Annotated in this window: 18 protein-coding genes; 9 read left to right on the plus strand and 9 right to left on the minus strand. The window is 61.8% G+C overall.

The genetic code is table 11. The features are described from left to right. Positions 1-42: 42 nt before the first annotated feature. The 3 genes from KBB96_RS01620 to KBB96_RS01630 all read right to left on the minus strand — a co-directional run bounded on the left by KBB96_RS01620 (position 43) and on the right by KBB96_RS01630 (position 4,079). A complete protein-coding gene (locus KBB96_RS01620; protein ID WP_211631743.1) occupies positions 43-1,674 on the minus strand; it encodes a bifunctional protein-serine/threonine kinase/phosphatase in 1,632 nt (543 codons plus the stop codon). A gap of 24 nt (positions 1,675-1,698) precedes the next feature. After that, positions 1,699-2,904, minus strand: coding sequence for an MFS transporter (locus tag KBB96_RS01625; RefSeq protein ID WP_211631744.1), 1,206 nt, complete (start codon positions 2,902-2,904; stop codon positions 1,699-1,701). A 134-nt stretch (positions 2,905-3,038) separates the two neighbouring features. Further along, positions 3,039-4,079: a CmpA/NrtA family ABC transporter substrate-binding protein gene (locus tag KBB96_RS01630; RefSeq protein ID WP_211631745.1), complete on the minus strand. Its 1,041-nt coding sequence runs from the start codon at positions 4,077-4,079 to the stop codon at positions 3,039-3,041. An 88-nt stretch (positions 4,080-4,167) separates the two neighbouring features. Here KBB96_RS01630 and KBB96_RS01635 point away from each other — a divergent pair, with 88 nt between their 5' ends. Continuing rightward, positions 4,168-5,088 (plus strand): LysR family transcriptional regulator, encoded by a 921-nt coding sequence (locus tag KBB96_RS01635; RefSeq protein WP_211631746.1) that lies wholly within the window; start codon positions 4,168-4,170, stop codon positions 5,086-5,088. Positions 5,089-5,148: 60 nt separating this feature from the next. Here KBB96_RS01635 and ychF read toward each other — a convergent pair whose 3' ends face one another. Further along, positions 5,149-6,270 carry a redox-regulated ATPase YchF gene (ychF, locus tag KBB96_RS01640; RefSeq protein WP_211631747.1) on the minus strand — a complete coding sequence of 374 codons (1,122 nt, stop codon included), beginning with the start codon at positions 6,268-6,270 and terminating at the stop codon, positions 5,149-5,151. 207 nt (positions 6,271-6,477) lie between these two features. Between ychF and KBB96_RS01645 the strand changes: the two genes are divergently transcribed. Further along, positions 6,478-10,551 carry a beta strand repeat-containing protein gene (locus KBB96_RS01645; protein ID WP_211631748.1) on the plus strand — a complete coding sequence of 1,358 codons (4,074 nt, stop codon included), beginning with the start codon at positions 6,478-6,480 and terminating at the stop codon, positions 10,549-10,551. A 64-nt stretch (positions 10,552-10,615) separates the two neighbouring features. Here KBB96_RS01645 and KBB96_RS01650 read toward each other — a convergent pair whose 3' ends face one another. From KBB96_RS01650 to KBB96_RS01665, 4 genes are all read right to left on the minus strand, one after another. Continuing rightward, positions 10,616-10,969, minus strand: a complete 354-nt coding sequence (locus KBB96_RS01650) for a hypothetical protein (RefSeq protein WP_211631749.1) — start codon at positions 10,967-10,969, stop codon at positions 10,616-10,618. A gap of 101 nt (positions 10,970-11,070) precedes the next feature. Continuing rightward, entirely contained in the window at positions 11,071-11,811 is a 741-nt protein-coding gene (locus KBB96_RS01655) for a hypothetical protein (protein ID WP_211631750.1), read from the minus strand. Next, on the minus strand, positions 11,808-12,692 hold the full coding sequence (locus tag KBB96_RS01660; protein ID WP_211631751.1) for a phosphodiester glycosidase family protein: 885 nt from the start codon (positions 12,690-12,692) through the stop codon (positions 11,808-11,810). The genes KBB96_RS01655 and KBB96_RS01660 overlap by 4 nt, the downstream gene beginning before the upstream one ends. A gap of 43 nt (positions 12,693-12,735) precedes the next feature. Continuing rightward, the gene (locus KBB96_RS01665; protein ID WP_211631752.1) at positions 12,736-13,653 is read right to left on the minus strand and encodes an ArsR/SmtB family transcription factor; all 918 of its coding nucleotides are present in this window, start codon (positions 13,651-13,653) and stop codon (positions 12,736-12,738) included. 57 nt (positions 13,654-13,710) lie between these two features. Here KBB96_RS01665 and metK point away from each other — a divergent pair, with 57 nt between their 5' ends. The 7 genes from metK (at position 13,711) to KBB96_RS01700 (ending at position 19,341) form a co-directional block, all read left to right on the plus strand. Beyond that, positions 13,711-14,877 carry a methionine adenosyltransferase gene (metK, locus tag KBB96_RS01670; RefSeq protein WP_211631753.1) on the plus strand — a complete coding sequence of 389 codons (1,167 nt, stop codon included), beginning with the start codon at positions 13,711-13,713 and terminating at the stop codon, positions 14,875-14,877. A 95-nt stretch (positions 14,878-14,972) separates the two neighbouring features. After that, complete coding sequence (gene ahcY, locus KBB96_RS01675; RefSeq protein ID WP_211631754.1) at positions 14,973-16,418, plus strand: adenosylhomocysteinase; 1,446 nt, start codon at positions 14,973-14,975, stop codon at positions 16,416-16,418. Between the two features lie 123 nt (positions 16,419-16,541). After that, on the plus strand, positions 16,542-17,078 hold the full coding sequence (locus tag KBB96_RS01680) for a hypothetical protein (RefSeq protein ID WP_211631755.1): 537 nt from the start codon (positions 16,542-16,544) through the stop codon (positions 17,076-17,078). Between the two features lie 57 nt (positions 17,079-17,135). Continuing rightward, positions 17,136-17,450, plus strand: a complete 315-nt coding sequence (locus KBB96_RS01685; protein ID WP_211631756.1) for a hypothetical protein — start codon at positions 17,136-17,138, stop codon at positions 17,448-17,450. A gap of 222 nt (positions 17,451-17,672) precedes the next feature. Then, on the plus strand, positions 17,673-18,068 hold the full coding sequence (locus KBB96_RS01690) for a hypothetical protein (RefSeq protein ID WP_211631757.1): 396 nt from the start codon (positions 17,673-17,675) through the stop codon (positions 18,066-18,068). Between the two features lie 80 nt (positions 18,069-18,148). Then, a complete protein-coding gene (locus KBB96_RS01695) occupies positions 18,149-18,760 on the plus strand; it encodes a hypothetical protein (RefSeq protein WP_211631758.1) in 612 nt (203 codons plus the stop codon). Between the two features lie 20 nt (positions 18,761-18,780). Further along, positions 18,781-19,341, plus strand: coding sequence for a hypothetical protein (locus KBB96_RS01700; RefSeq protein ID WP_211631759.1), 561 nt, complete (start codon positions 18,781-18,783; stop codon positions 19,339-19,341). Between the two features lie 7 nt (positions 19,342-19,348). Here KBB96_RS01700 and nuoF read toward each other — a convergent pair whose 3' ends face one another. Then, positions 19,349-20,788, minus strand: coding sequence for an NADH-quinone oxidoreductase subunit NuoF (nuoF, locus tag KBB96_RS01705; protein ID WP_226373620.1), 1,440 nt, complete (start codon positions 20,786-20,788; stop codon positions 19,349-19,351). Positions 20,789-20,801 lie beyond the last annotated feature (13 nt).

Here is a 20,801-nt window from a genome sequence, read left to right on the forward strand (position 1 = left end):
CGCCGCTCCAGGTGACGTTCGCACGGCTCCGCGCGCGCCCTTTCAGCGACCGGCCAGAAGCAGCGCGAGCGCCAGCGAGGTGGCGGCAAACAACAGCGCCGCCAGTTTCCAGAACAGCACCGGATTCCGCTCGATGAACGGCGTGTGTTCCGCGTGCCAGGGGCGGACCTTGTGCGGATTCGCCAGATCGTGCAGCAACTCGCTGAAATGCTGATAACGGCGTTCCGGCTGGATGGCGCAGGCGCGCAGCACCACAGCCTCCAGCCAAGGCGGCACCAGGGGATTCAGTTTTACCGGCGGCTTCGGATCCCTGAAGGCAGGAGTTTGGAAACGCTCGATTTCGCCAAAGGGCAGATGCCCGGTCAGCGCCTGATAGAGTGTGACGCCGATGGAGAAAAGTTCACTGCGCTCGCTGACGGGCGCGTTTTTGAAGCGTTCCGGCGCGAGATAGCTCGCTGTGCCCGCCCGCGAGTGATGGGAGAAGACTTCGCAGCAGGAACCGAGATCCACGAGCTTGAAGAAAAGGGAGTCGTAGGCGGTGCCGACGAGGATGTTCTCCGGCTTGATGTCGCCATGGACGAGATCGTGCCGTAGGAGATGCATGCAGGCATTCACAAGGAAAGTGCCGAGTTTCACCGTCTCATCGACCTGCAGATGGCGTTGGCGCAGCCAACCATGAAGGCCGGGTGCGTCCACGAACTCCATATTGTAATAGAGAGAGGTGCGTTGGGGATTTTCCCATGCTTTGACAAACGCCGGATCCTCCGAAAAGCGGATGGCGTTCCACGTTTCCTTGAGAAAGCCCTGTGCGATCACCGGATCCCGCTCGGCCTCGGTGGGCGCGAATTTCATCACTTGGCGGCAACCTTCGCGTTCCGCGAGCCAGCAACGGTCGTTGGCTCCGAACGAACGGACCAATGTCCAACCGTCGATCTTCTGGCTGGTGATCAGTTTGGTGGGAACGGGGAGCTGGCCCTCGTGGCGCTTTGCCGTCCAGCCGAGGGAGATGACGTCGATCCGGATCGCCGCGCAGTCGTCGCGGGATTCCGCGGGAGACGCATCACGGGCATCCGTGGCAATCGCACGGGCGGCGGAGCCGGCAGCCAGTTTCGCGTGCAGTTCGGTCGCCGTGAGATGATGGTGAACGCCATCCGAGCACAGGAAGATGACATCATCCGGCTCGATGGCATGGCGGGAGGTGAAGACATCGAGGGCTTCTTCCGCGCCGAGTGCTTTCGTCAATTTGAGAGGAAGCAACGCATCGATGTCATCGCTGGTCAGTTGATCGAGTTGTCCCTGCCGCAGCAGATAGATGCGCGAATCCCCGATGCCGAGCACGTGCAGCGTGCCTTCATCGTAGAGAGCAACGACCAGCGTGGAGATCATCTCGGCGCGCTCGAACCGCGCGTTCGATTCGTTCCAGAGGGTGCGGTTCACCAGCCGCACGGTTTCGCGCAGCGCCTTGCCCGGTGTCCATCCGAGTGGGTGGGTACGATAGTGGGTGGCGATTTGTGAGACCGCGTGCTGGGCTGCCTCACGGGCCGGCGCGCCGGTGCCCGCGCCATCCGCAAGGACCGCGAGGAAGCCGTCATCCCACGCGGTCCATGAAACCGCATCGGATGAAGGTCCGTCCGGATCGCGCGGCAGGGCGCAGAGCGTGTGACGGACCTTCATCGTGGATGCGCGGTACCGGGAAAGTCAGATGCGGGCGTTCGCGCTGGCACCCCAGGTGGTGCGCCAGCGGGTCTTCACCAGCGAAAGGCCGGATACGGCCACCAGGCAGAGCACGGCGAAAGCGATGAAGCCCGGCGAGCAGGAACCGAAGGATTGCTTGGCGATGCCCAGCGAGCTGGCGAGATAGAAACCGCCGAGTCCACCCCCGCATCCCACAAGGCCGGTCATGATGCCCATGTCCTTCGCAAAGCGCTGGGGCAGGAGCTGGAAGATCGATCCATTGCACATGCCGAGCGCGGCGCTCACGCCGAGGAAGAGCGCGGTGTTCAGCCAGAACGAATGTACGCCCGCGGCGACCAGCAGCAACACGCAGGCCGTGGCGTAGAGAACGAGCATCGAGCGGATGCCTCCGATGCGGTCGGAGATCGCACCGCCGATCGGACGGGCGAGGGCTCCGACAAAGGTGCAGGCTGCGGCGAAGTCACCGGCCTTGATGGGGGACAGTCCGAACTCGGAGCGGTAGTAGAGCGCGTAGTAGCTGGCGAGGCCCACGAAGCCACCGAACGATACGGTGTAGTAGAAGCAGAACCAGTGGGCGTCCTTTTCCTTCAGCAGGCGAACGTAGTCGGAGAGCTTCTTCTTCACGATGGTGACGTCCGCATCCTTCGAGAAGATCGCGTAGACGGCGAAGGTGATGAATGCCGGAATGAGCGCGAAGCCGAACACCGCCTGCCATCCGTAGGCGGCGGCGAGACGCGGGGCGATCAGGCTGTCCAGCACCACGCCTACATTGCCCGCGCCCGCAAGACCGAGGACGACGCCCTGCATGTTCGGTGGATACCAGCGGCCCGCTTGTGGCAGTGCGACGGCGAAGGATGCCCCCGCCACACCGAGTGCGAATCCGAAGGCAAGAGTGGCGTGGAAGTCCCGTAGTCCGAAGATCCAGCCGGCTGCGAGCGCCGCGATGACGAACAACTGGGCGAGAATGCCGGTGGTTTTCGCGCCGATCCGGTCCACCAGCAGCCCGAGAGCCAGGCGGAGGATCGCGCCGCCAAGGATGGGCACGGCAACCATCATGCCCTTCTGGCCGGCATCCAGTTTCAACGTTTCCGCGATCTGGGGGCCGAGCGCTCCGAGCAGCGTCCAGACCATGAACGAGAAATCGAAGTAGAGGAATGCGGTGAGCAGCGTGGGCCAGTGGCCGGAGGATTTGAGATCGCTGAGTTTCATACGGATGCCCGTGGGTTGGCTTCCGTGTGATTGAGCATGGCACATGCCCCTGGCATGCCATCCGCCGGATTCAGCGGTGCGTTCGTATCATGGCGGCCAGCGATTCCATTCATGGTGTGCTGGCGATGGTAGAATCAGGCGGGCAACAGCAGTTCGCTGGCCGCGCGGTAGAGATCGTGGCGGTAGATCCGCGTGAGCGAACCGCCGGTGGTATTGTCCGGAAGAAGATCCGCCGAGCGCATGCCGGCGAGGAACCATGAGGCCTTGTCCGGTGTCGGGCAGTTGATGTCCGAGCCGTGGAAGACATGGAACATGGAGGCATCGATGGTGCCGCGTCCGGTATCGAAAACGGGACCAAGGCTATTGCGCAGCGATGCCACCGATGCACCGGTGTAGCGGTCCAGCGAGAGGATGCGGATCAACTCCTCGCGGAAGTTCGGTGTCTGGCAGAGGCGGCAGGCGTGCAGCAGGGCGGCGGTCAGCGCGAGCAAGTCCTGGCGGCGCTCGCCAGCCAGTTCACCACTCGCCACCAGCACTTTTTCCGGATGACCGGAAGCGATTTGGGCCGAAGTGGCCGCGCACCAACCCTCGCCGGACAGGATGGTTTCGGAATTCCAAGGCTCGCCCACGCAATAGCCATCGAGATGGCCGCTGGCGAGATGGCCGGGCATCAGCGGTGGTGGCAGGAAGATCAATTCCACATCGCGTCCGGGTTGGACACCGTGCTGGCGCAGCCACGATTGGAGCAGCAGGTGGTGGGAGGAGTAGCGGTGAGCGGCCGCCATGGTGAAGGGACGGTTTTCCTTCCAGTAGTGATTGATGAACCCCGCGAGTCCCTCGCCGCGGCCGACCATCTCGGCGGGGATCCGGTTTGCAAGGGTGATGGCATTGCCATGCGCGCTGAGCACGAGAGGCACGCAGACATCGCGGCGGAGTTGTCCGATACCGAGAGTGAGGGAGAATGCGAGACCGGCGATCGATTGCGCGGCATCGAGTTCACCGAAGAACAGCATGTCACGCACCGTAGCCCAGCCGGGCAGGCGGACCAGTTCCACATCCACGCCATAGCGGCTGAAAAGTCCGGTTTCCTTCGCCACCGCCAGCGGTGCGCAATCATTCAATGGCAGGAACCCGAGGCGGATCGTCTGACGGGAAGAAGGAGGAATTGCGAACATGCCGTCGTGTCAGCGGAAAGAATGCCAAGTTCACGGCTTTGGCATGAACGGTGCTTGGTTTCAGTGAAATATTTGATGAGCCGGAATCATGAGTGAGTTTCTCCCTGATCTAAGACAAGTGCGCGCATTCGTGGCGGTGGCCGACGAAGGCAGCTTCACGCTGGCTGCCAAACGTCTGTGCCTGACCCAGTCCGCGATCAGCCACTCGTTGCGTGCTCTGGAGGAGCAGTTGGGATGCCGACTTCTGGACCGGCAGGGGAAAAAAACCGTTCCGACACAGGAGGGAGAAGTTTTCATCCGCCGCTGCCGCCGCGCGCTGGCGGAACTCGAACATGCCGAGCGCGAACTGGATGGCTTGAAGCGCTGGGGACAGGCCCGCATCCGTGTGGGGGCACCTCACAGCCTTTGCCATTTCCTGCTGCCGACGGTGCTCCGGGAATTCCGGGACTGCTTTCCGCGCTGCGAACCGGTAATCGAAGCAGGAGATACCTCCTGGCTGATGACGCGTCTGGAAGAACACGCGCTCGATATCGTCGTGGGCCTCGGCAACGAAACGCAGTTGGAGGATGGGCGTCCCCTGTTCAGCGATGAAATGACCTTCATCGTTTCCCCCGCGCATCCATGGGCGAATGGTGGAAAGATCACGCCCGACTCACTCGCGGCGATGCACTTCATCGTTTACACGCGCTCGACGCAAACCCACCGGTTGGTGGAGAACTGGTTCGAGCAACAGGGCGTGCGTCTGCGCGCGCCGCTGGTGCTGGGAGACATGGAAGCCATCAAGGAGATGACCCGCATCGGTCTCGGAGTGGGTATCGTGGCCCCGTGGGTCGCTCGCAAGGAACTCGCGGACGGTCGGCTGGTTTCCGTGCCGATGGGCGAGGTGGGAGTCCGCCGCGATTGGTCGGTTTTCACCCGCGTGAAGCGGAACCTGACACTGGTGGAGGAAACTTTCGTCGGCATCTGCGGGATGATCGGCAAGGACCTCGCGCGGCAGACAGCCTTCTGAAAACAAAGCGACGCCGCATGGGCGGCGTCGCGAAAAAGCATCGGGCTTTAAAGAGTCAGCTTACTTGCTGACGTTGAAGCGGAACTCGATCACGTCGCCATCCTTGACGACATATTCCTTCCCTTCGATGCGGAGCTTGCCCTTTTCCTTTGCGGCGGTTTTGGAGCCGAGTTCGACGAGGTCGTCGTAGTGGACGATTTCCGCAGCGATGAAGCCGCGCTCGAAGTCGGTGTGAATGACGCCAGCGGCGGCTGGAGCCTTGTCGCCTTCGTAGATGGTCCAGGCGCGGGTTTCCTGCACGCCGGTGGTGAGGTAGGTGCGGAGGCCGAGGAGGTGATAGACTCCGCGGATCAGAGCGGAGACGCCGGAGTCGGTGACGCCCATGTCCTTGAGGAAGTCGGCGGCATCCGCGGGATCAAGGTCGATGAGCTCTTCCTCGATGCGGGCGGAGATGACGACGGCCTCGGCACCGGAGTGTTCGGCGGCGAACTTGCGGACCTTCGCGACCAGCGGGTGGCTGTCCGGATCGGCCTGGGCGGCGCCCAGTTCGTCCTCGGCCACGTTGCAGGCGTAGATGGTCTTCTTGGAGGAAAGCAGGAAGAAGTCCTTCACGATCGGCTTGTCCTCCTCGGCGAACTTCAGAGTTAGCGCCGGATTGCCGTCGTTGAGATGGGGCAGGAGGATGTCGATCAGTTCGACTTCCTTCTTCGATTCCTTGTCACCGCCCTTGGCCTTCTTCTCGCGGGAAGAGCGGCGCTTTTCCAGTGCGGCGATGTCGGCCAGGATCAGCTCGGCATTGATGATCTCGATGTCGCGGATCGGATCGACGGAACCGAGTTCGTGAATGATGTCGTCATTCTCGAAGCAGCGCACCACCTGGACGATGGCGTCGGTTTCTCGGATGTTGGCGAGGAACTGGTTGCCGAGGCCGGCACCTTCGGACGCGCCCTTCACCAGACCGGCGATATCCACGAACTCGATGGCGGTGGGGACGAGCTTCTGGGAGCCGGAGATCTTCGAGAGGACTTCCAAGCGCGCATCCGGGACCACCACGATGCCCACGTTCGGGTCGATGGTGCAGAACGGGTAGTTCGCCGCCTCCGCCTTGCGGGAGCGGGTCACGGCATTGAAAAGAGTCGATTTTCCGACGTTGGGGAGTCCGACGATTCCGGCCTTCAGCATAGCGGCGGGAAGGTGGCGGGGGGGGGAGAGGGCGAGAAAAATCCGCTCGCTGCGGACGAGGGCGGACGAGAGGCGGGGAATTCTTTCAGAAAGATGTGTTACCCCGGCACGACGGCACACTTCCCCGATGGCATCTGGATTTCCGGATGCCAGTTCATTTCGCTAGTTGCTATGAAACCCAAATATTTATCGAGTTTTCCCGGTCTGTTGGCTATTTGCCTGGCGGCTAACGCCGGGGCTACGGACTACCAGTGGAATGGAACCACCGACAGTCTCTGGACCACGACCACAAACTGGTCAGCAGCAGGTGTGCCAAGCTACGGCTCCACCCTCACCGCAGACCGCCTCCAGATCTACAATGCCACCAAACCTGCGGTCTATGACCCGGTGGCGGATGGTGCGGGTAGTGCCACCACCACCTTCGGGGGGGCTGCCGCCGGTGGCGGTACCAGCGGTCGTGGCCTGGTGATCGGCAACTCGGGGCTCGGAGATGGAGCCCTGACCGTAAACAGCGGCACATTGAAGATCGGTGGGACGGCCAGTCCCCTGATGAGCAATGCCCAGAACGGAACCTTGATCATCAACGGCGGCCTCTTGGACACCATCAGTTCCGGAGGCGCGAATTTCATCACCCTTTTCGGCGGAAGCAATTCGGTCACCTGCAACGTCACGCTCAACGGCGGTGAGATGCGCGTGAAGAACTTCGAACTCAACGGCGGAAACGCCGGGGCCTCGTCTGTCAGCAACCTGACTTTGAACGGCGGTATTTTCACCGTGAACGGGTTCATCCGTACGAACGCCACCGGTAGCTCAACCATGACTTTCGCCGGTGGAACCCTGAAGGCAGGCGCTTCCAGTTCCAGTTTCTTCAACAATCTGGCCAACACCACCCTGGTGGTGAATAGTGCCGGAGGCACCATCGATACCAATGGTTTCGATATTACGATCGCCAAGGCGATCACCGCTGGCACGGGAGCCGGTGGCCTGACCAAGAACGGTATCGCCACCCTCACGCTTTCCGGTGCGAACACCTACACCGGGGGCACCACGGTGAACCGCGGATTCCTCACTTTTGCCAATGCCTCCGCTGTTCCGGCGAGCGGCATCATCACCCTGAATGCCGCAGGATCGCTCACGGCTTCCGGCGCACAGACCACGGTGCAGGGGTGGATTTCTTCCGGCAAGATCGCGACCACCTCCACCGGGGCCATCGCGTTGACGGCGAGTTCGGCGGAGAACATCGACTTCACCGGCTACAACAGCCTGGGCCTTTCGTCCACGGCGGCAGCGACCTATTCCGGTTCCATCACTCCCGGCAGCAGTGGTTATCACTTCGGCGGTGGAATCTCCACGGTCTTGACGGTTTCCACTGTTCTCGCCGATGTCTCCGGGGCGACCGGATTGACGAAGTCGGGCTTCGGCTCGGTAACGCTCACCGGGGCCAACACCTACACCGGCGGCACGGTGATCGATGGCGGCTATCTGGCTTTCGATTCCGGTGCGGTTCCCGCCACCGCCCTTATTGCGGTGAATGCCGGGGCAAGCCTGGTGGCCACTGGTGCCCAGACCACGGTGATGGGGTGGCTGGCGTCGGGACGAGTGGCGGCTTCATCCGCGGGGAATATCGCTCTGAAGAGCGCGTCCTCGGAGGCGATCGATTTCACCGGCTTCAACTCGCTCGGACTTTCCGCCAGTGGTGCGGTGACCTTTTCCGGAACGATCATCCCTAGTATGGGTGGCTACTTTTTCGGTGGCGATACCGGTAATTCGCTCACGCTTTCCTCCGCGCTCGGGGGCGGGAATGTCCCGGTAACGAAGTCCGGTGCGGGCACGCTGGTCTTTGCCAGCGCGGCACCCAATACCTATACCGGCTTGACGACCATTTCCGCCGGTAATCTGTCCGTGACTGCTCCGGATGGTGTGGTGGCGATCGCCGGAAACGTGCTGGTCAATGGAACCGGTGTTCTTTCGACCGATAGCTCGAAGAACAACCGCATCGCCAGCACCGCCACGGTGACGGTGGATGGGGCGTCCGCCCAGTTCCAGATCGGCGCGAATGGCTCCAACACGCTGAATGTGCTGGCGGTGAACAACAGCGGTACCGTCTCCATCGGCACCGGCACGGCGGCGCTCCGTCCGGACGGCGGCATCACCTCGGCCGGTGGTGGCAGCATCACGGGCACGGCCAGCCAGGCAGCGCTCGATTTCAACGGCGGTCTCCGCACCATCACCGTCACCAGCGGACGTCTCGACATCGGGACCGGTATTTCCAACGGCACGCTGGCTAAGAACGGGGCCGGGGTTCTCGCGCTCTACGGTGCCAATACCTATACCGGCGGCACGAATCTCAACTCCGGCACACTGGGGGCATTTTCCTCCGGAGCTCTCGGAACGTCCGGGGTGATCTCTTTCAATGGCGGCACCTTGCAGCATGGATCGGGAGTCGCCACCGATTTTTCGAGCCGCTTCTCCAATGCAGACGGCCAGCAGTATCGGATCGATACCAATGGCCAGGCCATCATATACGCCACCGCGCTGACGTCCAATGGCGGCACGGTGATGAAATCGGGCGGGGGCACCCTGACCTTGTCAGGCGCGAATACCTACACCGGAGGCACCACCGTCACCGCGGGCATTCTGGCGGCCGGGAACATGTCGGCCTTTGGTACCGCTCCGATCAATCTCAATGGTGGCCAACTTGATCCCGGCAACCTGACCCTCGCCAACCATGTGGTGCTCGGCGGTGGTGGCATCACCGGCACGGGAATCCTCGGCGGTGTGATTTCCGAGACCGGCGGGTCACAAGGCCTCGTCTCCACAGGCGCGGTGACCTTGGCCGGTGCGAATACCTTCACCGGTGGGGTTACAGTGGCGTCCGGTACCCTGACCATCGCGAATGCCCAGGCCATGGGCGCGGCGGGTGGAACCAATGCCGTGACCACGGACGGGGCAGTCCTTGCGTTGTCCGGAAACATCACCGTGAGCGGTGAGAACATCACCCTGACCGGTACCGCGAATTCCCGCGGGGCCCTTCAGAGTTCTTCAGGCAACAACACCTTCGCGGGCAACATCACCATCGCCAACGCAGCCACACGGATCGGTTCCCAGGATGGTGCGGATCTCACCGTCAGCGGCACCATCACGGGCAGCGGACCGAATTCCAGCATGGTCTTCCGTCCAGGGGCGGGGCGGGTGGTGACCGTGAGCGGGGCCGGAAATACCTGGGCGGGCTCGACGTCCACCTTCGGCGGCACGTTCAAGAACGGAGTGAACAACGCGGTGCCCGCGGGATCGGTGATGTCGATGGGCTTCGGCGGCGTGCTCACCACCGACAACACGTGGGACTTGAACGGCTTCAGCCAGACTGTGGCGGGGCTCGCGAATTTGAACGGTATTCAGACCGCAGGCCTCAACATCATCACCAACAACGGTGGAGTGGATTCCGTACTGACGTTGAATGGCACCACGGACCGATCCTTCACCGGCATTCTCACGGATGGCACGGCACACAAGCTGGCTCTGGTGAAGAACGGCACGTTCAAACAAACGCTCACCGGAAGCAGCACGCACACGGGAGGCACGACCATCCATGCCGGCACGCTTTCGCTGACCTCACCATCGAGTCTCGCGGATTCATCCACGGTTGGTATCGATGCCACGGGAGCCACGCTCGATCTGGCCTTCACCGGGACAGAGACGGTGGGGCAGCTCTTCATTGGCGGAGTCCAAATGGCGAGCGGAACGTGGGGTGGAACCGGCTCCGGTGCGGCGAACATCGACAGCCGTTTTTCCGGTACCGGCACCTTGACCGTGATCTCCGGTCCCGTGGGAGGCGGCTACGACACGTGGGCTGCGGGCAAGGGCCTGACCGGAGTGAACAACGGCAAGAGCCAGGACCCGGATGGAGATGGCGTGATCAACTTCACGGAGTATGCCTTTGATGGTGACCCCTTGTCCGGGGGCCGCGTCGGCAAGCGCATCACCAAGGTGGCGACCGTGGGGTCCGAGAACGTGCTGACGTTGACGTTTCCTGTCCGCACCACCGCGTCTTTCATGGGGGGAAGCAGTGCATCGGGCGATGGCGTGACCTACACCGTCCAGGCCAGCGTGGATCTTTCCATCTGGAACCAGATCCCGGTCAGTGAAACGCCCACAACAGGAGCGGGCGGTCTTCCGACGCTTTCCCCGGGGTACAGCTATCGCACGTTCTACGTTCCCGGCTCCGATCCGGCGCTGAATCCGAAGCTCTTCATGCGCGCCATCATCACGGAGACGCCGTGAGATTTTCTGGGTAACATGCAATGCATCCGCCCCGGCTTGGTTCCCGAGCCGGGGCGGACTTTTTTCAGTTCGCCCGTGGTGGCAGCAGGCTGCCATCCATCATCCCGGCATTGTTCGGGAGCGTGGGTTCCTTGAAATCGACCGGGCCTCTGAAAAAGCCCCAGAAGCCGCCGGTATCGCGCTGGCGGCGGGTGTTCTCAAAGGCGAGCGCCTTTTCCTGGCCGGTCTGGAATTCCTTCAGATCCTTCTGGCGGACTTCCACGACATCGATCCGAGCGGGCATCAGGTCGGAGACGGAGAATCGGGAAACCTTGGTGAGTCCCGCCGTGGTCTTGTCCTTCAGTTTGGTCATCGTCCCGCAGGACGCGAGCAACAGGCACAAGGGGGCCACATAGATGGGAAGGCTTCGCAAGTTCATGGCGGTAAAGGCGGGACGACCTGTTCCGTGCGCACATGCATATCAGGCCGCAGGGACTTGTCCACTCCGGCCTTTTGTAGCGGAACCGTCACCCGGAGGTGTCATTTCACCTTCGGCAGGATGGCGATTCCGCTCCGCACCGGATTCACTTCCTTGAGGTAGAGCGGCAGGGCGCTCTCGCTTCGGGCGATCCAGAGCGCGGACGACAGGCCGTTGCCAAGACTGAGGGCACGGGAGACTTGGAACTTGGGAAACGTGGCCTTGTCCGCCAGCATGCGGGCCAGTCCGTCCATGGTGGCACTGGGCACGTAGAGGATCGCCCATTGGCCATTCCCCGAAGAAACGATCACGCAGTGGCGGGCGAAGAACCTAGTGTCCAATCCGGCGGCGGGTTTGCCGTCTTCGACCAGCATCGGCCCGCATTGCAGGCCTTGGGCGATGGCGGCTCCTTCGCCGGGTTTGAGCGTGGCGGCGTTTTCCAGCGACAGGCGGCCTTTTCTCAAGAGCAGAGCTCCGCCGCCCTGTGGGCCGGTCTCGGCCGGGGAGATCTGTTTGAGTTCCGAGACGATGAGTCCGGCGGGCTTGCCATCCGGCGTGGGGACGCCGCCGCTGCATCCGGCGAAAGCTCCGATGCTGGCGAAGGCATCACCCAACGTCTGCCCCTCGGTGGTCGCGGGCTTCTCGCGATCCACCACACGGATGGTTTCCTTGGTCTCATCAAAGAGATAGCCATGGCAGGAGCCATCGCGTCCGCCCGGACCGGTTTTGGCATCGAAGCGGAAGGTCTCTCCGCCAGCGGCAAAGGCTGCGGTGGAGAGAAACAGGACAAGGCGGTGAATCATGGGCTGACGGGTTTGAGGACCAGGAAATTGCGGACCGGTTTGTTCCAGATCGGGCGGGTGAAGGCGCCGCCACCGGTGACTTGATCGGAAATCCAGATTTCGGCCGAGCGCCCGCCATCAAAGTTCAAGGCGGTCGCCACCGGCCAACCGGCGGGGGAGGCCCCGGCAAGAGCCTGGGAGATCTGCTGGAGGGTGCATGCACCGCTGCGGGCCATCATCCAACGGGTGCCCCCGTCCCATAGAAGAACCGTGCGGGGGCTGGACTTGATGTTATCGAGACCTCCCACCGGGCTGCGGTTTTCAACAAGCAGAGGACCTGCCTGGATCAACTCGCTCATACGGCGGGCCGAGGCACTGCCAAGTTTCTCGCGACGAGTGATCGCGCTCCGCCCACCGCCATCCACATACCAGACTGCGGAACCGAGGGAGGAGGCGCCATTCCATCCACCACGGACGGTTCCAGCGCTGACGACGAGGCCGAGCGGCGCACCTTCCGGAGTGAAGAATCCGGCATTGATCGCGGCGATGCCGTGTCGTGCCCGTCCGGCGGATTGGCTGTCCGCCCATTGTGAGCCGGGGCCGCTTGGTTGATCGGCGACTTCGAGACGGTGAGTACGGGAATCGAAGGCAATACCGTCCAATAGGATGCCTGCGGCTTCGATCGAAATATGGCGGGGAGAAGTGATCGGATGCCCGGATGCCACCGGGACATTGGTCACGACCGGGGCCTCGATCTGTGCGGCGGCCGGTATGGCGGCAGGGGGCGGAACTTTTTGGGAAGCTGCCTGTGTCTGCGGGGTGGGGGACGGCGGCGGCTTCACCGGGGAGCATCCCATCGTCAGCAGCGCCAGCCCGCAACCTATCCATCGCTTTTGAATCACCCCCGATGGTTGGCATGGCGACCCCGGCTTTGCAACTTCGCCCTCACTCGCGCCAGCCCACTCCCAGCAGCGTCTGGAATCCAGGCGCGCTGGCTTCGCGGTCGGCCACGGTGGTTTCCACGCCGGAGAACCCGGCTTTCTCCAGCATCGTGGCGAGGTCGCTTTCGGCAAAGCCGAGCCAGCGGTCCGCATAGAGTTCGCGGGCTTCCTCGAAGGTATGCTGGAGCAGATCGAGGACGATCAGGCGGCCACTCGGTTTCAATATCCGGAAAGCGGCTTCCAGCGCGCGTTGCGGATGCTCCGCGTGATGGAGGGCCTGGCTGAGGATGGCGAGGTCCACGCTGGCGTTCTCGATGGGAGGTTCCTCAATATCGCCGAGGCGGTATTCGAGATTGGGGAGGCCATGTTTCACCGCCAGCTCGCGGCCGAATTCGACCATCTTTGGCGAAAGGTCCACGGCGATCACCTTTTCGGCACGGCGGGCCAGTAATTGAGAAAGCGTGCCTTCGCCCGCACCCAGATCGGCCACCACGCGGTAGTTCAGCACCCGCAGCATGGCTTCGGCGAGGCCCTTCCAGGAACGACCTGGGACGTAGTCGCGTCCGAAGCGGCCGGCCAGTTCATCGAAATAGGCACGCGAAGCGTCCTTGCGCTTGGAAAGGAGGTGCCGCAGGGCGGAGGAGTCCTTTTCCACCTCCCGGACTTCCTGGGCGGCGAGGCGGGCGACTTCCAGCAGGTCCGGCGTGGCCGAGCACGAGTAGATGTTGTTTTTGCCGCTGCGTTCGTCCTCCACCAAACCCTCCGTTTTCATCTGGGAAAGCTGGGTGGAAATGCGGCTCTGGCCCATGCCGAGGATCTCCTGCAATTCCGCCACGGACAACGCTTCCTGCTCCAGCAGCATCAGGATGCGCAGGCGGGTGGGATCGGCCAGGAGCTTCAGGGATTTGAGCATTGACGCCATGTGCCCAGCGATTACATCAACGCATCACGATTTGACGATACGAAAATCGATTCCCGCATGAGCACCTACATTTTCTCCTCCGAGTCCGTCGGCGAAGGCCATCCCGACAAAGTGGCGGACACGATCTCCGATGCGATCCTCGATGCAGTCCTCGCGCAGGACCCGAAGGGCCGCGTGGCGTGCGAAACCCTGGTGAAGAGCAACGTCGTCGTGATCGCCGGCGAGCTGACCACCACCGCAAAGCTCGATTTCGAGACCATCGTCCGCAATGCCATCCGCGGCATCGGCTACACCAACAGCGACGACGTGTTCCACGCGGACACCGTTTTCATCAACAACTACCTCACCGGCCAGTCCCCGGACATCGCCCAGGGCGTGGACGCGAAGAAGGCCAAGGGCAAGAAGACCGCGGAGCAGGGTGCCGGCGATCAGGGCATCATGTTCGGCTACGCTTGCGATGAGACCCCCGAGCTCATGCCCGCGCCGGTGATGTTCGCGCATCGCCTCGGCCGTGAGCTCACCGCCATCCGCAAGAGCGGCAAGGTGAAGTGGCTGCGCCCGGATGCGAAGACCCAGGTGTCCGTCGAGTATGTCGATGGCAAGCCGACCCGCATTGTGAACGTGGTGATCTCCACCCAGCACGCCGCTGGTGTGGAGCATGCAGAGATTGAGAAGTTCTGCATCGAGAAGGTCATCAAGAAGGTCCTTCCGAAGAACCTGCTCAAGGGCACCGAGTTCCTCATCAACCCGACCGGCAATTTCGTGATCGGCGGCCCGCAGGGTGACTCCGGCCTCACCGGCCGCAAGATCATCGTGGACACCTACGGTGGCACCGGCCGCCACGGTGGTGGTGCTTTCTCCGGCAAGGACCCGTCGAAGGTCGACCGCTCCGCCGCCTACATGGGCCGCTGGGTGGCCAAGAACGTCGTTGCCGCCGGTTTGGCCAAGCGCTGCGAGGTCCAGTTCGCCTACGCCATCGGCCACCCGCTCCCGGTGAGCGTGCATGTCGATACCTTCGGCACCGGCACCAAGCCCGACGCTGCGATTCTCGAAGGCATCCTGAAGGTGTTCTCCTTCAAGCCCGCCGACATCATCAAGCAACTCAAGCTGCTCCGCCCGATCTACTCGAAGTCCACCAACTACGGCCACTTCGGCAAGGATGACGAGGACCTCACCTGGGAGCGCACCGACAAGGCCGCGGCTCTGAAGAAGGCCGTCAAGTAACTCAAGAATCGACCGCAGATTTCGCTGATTCCGCAGATTTAAACACTCTTCAATCTGCGGAATCAGCGAAATCTGCGGTCCAAGTTTCCATTCATATGCAAACTCTCGAACCACCCACCTCCAAAGCTTCCGTGAGCACTGACTACAAAGTTGCCGACATCTCCCTTGCCGATTTCGGCCGCAAGGAAATCCAGATCGCCGAGCATGAGATGCCTGGTCTCATGGCCACCCGCGCCAAGTACGGCTCGGAGAAGCCGCTGCAGGGCGTACGCATCATGGGCTCGCTGCACATGACCATCCAGACCGCCGTGCTCATCGAGACGCTCGTCGAACTCGGTGCCGAAGTACGATGGGTCTCGTGCAACATCTTCTCCACCCAGGACCACGCCGCCGCCGCCATCGCCGCCGCCGGTATCCCGGTCTTCGCCTGGAAGGGCGAGACGCTGGAGGAATACTGGTGGTGTACGTGGCAGGCCATCGTCAATCCGCAGGGCCTTGGTCCGGAACTCATCGTCGATGACGGTGGCGACGCGACCCTTCTCATCCACAAGGGCTATGAGATGGAGAACGGTTCCGACTGGATCAACACCGCTTCCGGTTCTCATGAAGAGCAGGTCATCAAGGACCTTCTCAAGAAGATCAAGGTCGAGCAGCCCGGTATCTTCGCGACCATCGTGAAGGACTGGAAGGGTGTTTCCGAGGAGACCACCACCGGCGTCCACCGCCTCTATCAGATGGCGAAGGCCGGAACGCTGCTTGTTCCGGCGATCAACGTGAACGACTCCGTGACCAAGTCGAAGTTCGACAACCTCTACGGCTGCCGCGAGTCGCTCGTAGACGGTATCAAGCGCGCTACGGATGTGATGATCTCCGGCAAGGTCGGCGTGGTCTGCGGCTACGGCGATGTCGGCAAGGGCTGCGCCCAGGCTCTCCGCGGCCAAGGCGCCCAAGTGGTCGTGACCGAAGTCGATCCGATCTGCGCGCTGCAGGCGGCGATGGAAGGCTTCCGCGTGCTCACCGTCGAGGACACCCTCGGCTGGGGTGACATCTACGTCACCACCACGGGCAACAAGGACATCATCCGCCTCGAGCACATGGAGAAGATGAAGGACCAGGCGATCGTCTGCAACATCGGCCACTTCGACAACGAGATCCAGATCGACAAGCTCAACAACGCCGCTGGTATCGCCCGCACGAACATCAAGCCGCAGGTGGACAAGTACACCTTCCCGACCGGCAACAGCATCTACATGCTTGCCGAAGGCCGCCTCGTGAACCTCGGCTGCGCCACCGGCCACCCGTCGTTCGTGATGTCGAACAGCTTCACCAACCAGACGCTCGCCCAGATCGACCTCTGGAAGAACCGCGGCACCAACAAGGCCGGTGAAGTGAAGGTGCTCTCGAAGCAGCTCGATGAGGAAGTCGCCCGCCTCCACCTCGCGAAGGTGGGTGCGAAGCTCACCGTCCTCACCCAGGACCAGGCCGACTACATCAGCGTGCCGGTGGAAGGTCCGTACAAGCCGGACCACTACCGCTACTGAAGTGCTCTCCGCAAGAAGCCCCGCCGGGAAACCGGCGGGGCTTTTTCGTATCGAAGCCATCCTTCAAAAATCCCTCTTCGATTCCAAGTGCCGGTCATCCCGGAATCTGTTTGAATCCTGCCGATGGTTCCCCAGGTGATCAAACTCTGTTGCCAAGGATGCGGTGCCGACCTCGAAGTCAGTGAAGAGGTCCGCTTTCTCACCTGCAACTACTGCCATTCCAAACTCGAGGTGGTGCGTGACGTCACCTCCACCCACACTCGCGTTCTTGAGAAGCTGGAGCGTGCCACGGATCAGATCGTCGGAAACCTGAAGGTGATCGAACTCCAGAACGATCTCGAGCGGCTGGATCGGGAGTGGGAATCGACGCGCCAGTCACTGCTCATTCGCGGGCAGAACGGCGGGCTTTACAAACCTTCGATCCTCGCAGCCGTCATTGGAGGCGGGGCTCCGATCATCGGTGGTATCGTGTTTGCCACTTTTGCGGGTAGGCATACGATGGGCTGGTTCCCTCTGATTGGTATCGTATTTTCGTGTTTTGGATTCATCAACCTGGCCACCGGCCTCTCCAAAGCCTCCGCTTTCCAGAACAAACAGGCGGAATATGAGCGCCTCCGGGAACAAGTGGTCCGGCTGATCGAGCGGGAACGTGGCGTTTGACCGAAACGGTGGCACTATCGGCTCGCGTCCTTGATGGGGCCCGCTAGCTTCGGGCAAATGTTTCATCGTCTGGTCATCCTGTTCGCCGCGAGCATCTGTTGCCTGAGCTCCTGCGCCATCGTGAAGGCTCCTTTCACCATTGCCGGTGCAGTGGTGGAGGGGACTTACAACGTGGGAGAGAAGATCGTGACCGCACCGATTGACGCGTATGACCGCCGACAGGCGCGAAAGGATGCCGAGAAGGAAAAGTCGGACAAGGAGGCGGAAAAGAAAAAGGCCAAGCAGCCTCAGATGCAGCCGCAGCAAGGGATGCCTCAGCCGGGGACCATCATGGATGCCCAGCCGCTGCCTCCGATTGCTCCGCCACAGTGAGTGCGATGGTTCCGCTTCCAAACCCGCTTTGATTCTGGAAGAGCTGTTTGATCGTAAAAATGGCAGTCTCCCGCTCATCCGATGCCCAGGATCTCCAAAGTCTGTTGCCAGGGATGTGGCTCTCCTCTCAGTGTTGATGAGGATACCCGCTACGTAACTTGCAATCATTGCGGATCCAGCCTGGAGGTCATCCATGGGGAGTCGACCACCCATACGCGGTTGTTGGAGCAGCTTCAGAACACGACGGAGCAACTCACCCAGCAGGTCCGGTTGCTGACACTTCAGAACGATCTGGCGCGCCTCGATAAAGAGTGGGACCGATTTCGAGAATCGGTGCTGCCGCGTTTGCCCGATGGAACGTTTGTGGAACCATCATCCGCGGATTGGACCACGTTCGGAATGACTGCGGTCGTGGTCGGGGCTATTGCCGGACTTGTTGCGTTTTTACCCGGAGCTGGAGCGATCGGGCTCTTCGGGGTGATAGGTATTGCGGTTGGAGTGGGCTGCCTGACGAGGGACAACCGGTCTGCCGCGGACTTTCATCAGACGAAGGCGCGCTACCTTTCCCGTCGCGAGCAGTTGCGGCGCGCGATCGAACGGGATGCACGTGCAGCCTGAGCCATCTCGGCGTGGAGTGGAATCGGATGGAAACTGTGGAATGGCGGCCAATGGTGCCGGCTGATAGCCTCAAGCCGTCCATGAAGGTCACCAAGGTTTGCTGCCAAGGATGCGGGTCACCCCTCGCGGTGAATGAAACCATCCGCTACGCGACCTGCAACCACTGTGGGTCGAACTTGGAAATCATCCACGACCCAAGTGTCACCCACACCCGGATACTGGAGAAGCTGGAGCGGACTACGGACACGCTCGCGGATGATGTGAAGATCCTCCAGTTACAGAACGATCTCCAGTTGCTGGACCGGGAGTGGGAGAGATACCGAGAGACGGTTTGTTTCCGCAGTGAGAATGGAACTTTGAGCGAGCCATCTGCCGCGTTCCCGGCGGTGGTGCGCGGAGTGACGATCGGTGGCGGCATCATCTTGTGCATGGCCGTGTGGCTCGGCAACCTGCCGTGGGGAATGGCGTTGCTGGGGATCGCGGTGCCCATTCTGGGCAATTATGCGGCGCACTCTTACGCCGGGGGACTGAGGGACTACCGAAGGGCAAAGGAGCGTTACCAAAGCCGGAGATATGGACTGGTGGCGGCTATCGCTTCGCTGCGGGGCTCCCCCGAACCCCCACGGAAACGCCCGGCGTTTCCTGCCAGGATACGGATACCGTTCATGCGTTCCGGCCGGGTGGAAAGCTGAGGAAGTGAACGCTGCCTGATATGAACATCGTCCGGATTTCCTGCAAGGCATGCGATACTCCTCTCGCGATCAGCGAGGGAATCCGGCATCTGACCTGCCATCGATGTGGAGCCCGGCTGGAAGTGTCGTATGATGCTAGGTCGATTCTAGTCAGTATTGCCGAGGCTTCGGAAAATCAGACGGAAGTGGAGATCCTGAAACTGCGGATGCAGCTGGAGCGGCTCGATGAAGAGAGGAGGCACGCGCAGGATATCCTCCGTGTGCGGCGGGAGTTCAATTGGAGCCGTGGTCCGGCGATCGCGAATTCGGAGGACTTCGGTTTCCTCTTATTGGTGATCGGTCTGGTGGTAGCCGTGATGAGCCTGGTGCATGGCTTGTTCTTTCCAGAATCTTTAGTCGGGCTCGCCATGGCGGTGATCGGAGTCATCTGCCGTTTGAAGGGATGCGAGGCGACCGCGAAGGAGGAGGCGGATTATGCCCGCCGCAGGCAGGATCTGGTGTCACGGATTCATGCCCTTCAACATCCTTCCGATGGGGAGGATGCTCCATCCGCCAAGCTGCGGGAGAAGGTCGGTCAATGAAACGAGTTCAAGCGATTTGCGCTGTCACAGGCGCGCCGGGTTTGGCGGGCTCGTGATCGAGATAGCGGCGCTGGGCTTCGCTTTCCTCGTTGTGGGCCTTGCCGTCGTTGTCCGCGTTGGTGTCGGACAGCAGTTCCTCGCGGAACTTCGCCACCATGGCTTCGACCGGCCAGGAGCTGGCTTCGCCGAAGGCGCAGATGGTGCGGCCGTCGATTTGATAGGCCACGCTTTCGAGCGTCTCGATGTCCTTCGGCGAGGCTTCGCCGGTGACGAGACGGTCGGTGATTTTTTTCATCCACATCGAGCCCTCGCGGCAGGGCGTGCACTGGCCGCAGGATTCGTGGGCATAGAAGCTGTTGATGTTGTTCAGCACCCACGAGATCTTGCGGGTGTCATCGAGGACGATCACGCCACCGGAGCCGGCCATGGAGCCGCAGGCGGCAAGGGTGTCGAAGTCCATCTGGATGTCCCAGAAGCCGAGGTCCTTCGAGGAGCCGTCCGGGTTCTTGAGCTTGTAGGTTTCGTCGCAGCGCAGGATCTTCGAGGAGGAGCCGCCGGGAATGACAGCCTTGAACTCGCGCCCGTCCTTCGGGCCACCGCACATGTCGTACAGCAGCTCGCGCATGGTGATCTTGCCGACCTCAACTTCGAAATAGCCAGGTTTCTTCACATCGCCGGAGACGCACAGGATGCGGGTGCCGGTATTGCGGGCCACGCCGAGCTTCGCGTAATCGTCACCGCCCATGCGAATGATGTGCTTCACGTGGCAGAGTGACTCCACGTTGTTCACGATCGTAGGGCTCATGTAGAGGCCGAGCGCGGCTGGGAAATAGGGTGGCTTGATGCGCGGGTAGGGGCGCTTGCCCTCGAGGGATTCGATCAGGCCGGTCTCCTCGCCGCAGATGTAGGCACCCGCGCCGCGGTGGACGTAGATTTCCAGATCGAAGCCGGAGCCGAGGATGTTCTTGCCGAGGAAACCGTGGGCGCGGGCTTCATCCAGCGCCTTTTCCATCAGGATGGCGGCGGCGGGGAATTCCTCGCGGAGATAGATATAGGCGGTGTGCGCGCCAGTGGCGAAGCAGGAGATCACCATGCCCTCGATGAGCTGGTGTGGGTCCTGGTGGACGATGTAGCGGTCCTTGAAAGTGCCGGGCTCGGACTCGTCGCCATTGCAGATGAGATACACCGGCTTGGTGTTGTTCGGTGGGATGAAGGTCCACTTCATGCCGGTCGGGAAACCCGCACCACCTCGGCCGCGCAGGCCGGATTTTTTCACTTCTTCCGTGATGTCCTTCGGCGCCATGGTGAACGCCTTCTTCAGATCCTCATAACCGCCATCCGCGATGTAGGTGCCGATGGAAGGGTCCCAGCCCTCGCGGTCGACGTTCTTGAAGATCAGGCGGTATTCGCGCGGATCGGGCTGCTTGCCGGCTTTGTAGGTGATCACGGAAGTGAGCGGG

The organism is Luteolibacter ambystomatis (assembly GCF_018137965.1).
Lineage (GTDB): Bacteria > Verrucomicrobiota > Verrucomicrobiia > Verrucomicrobiales > Akkermansiaceae > Luteolibacter > Luteolibacter ambystomatis.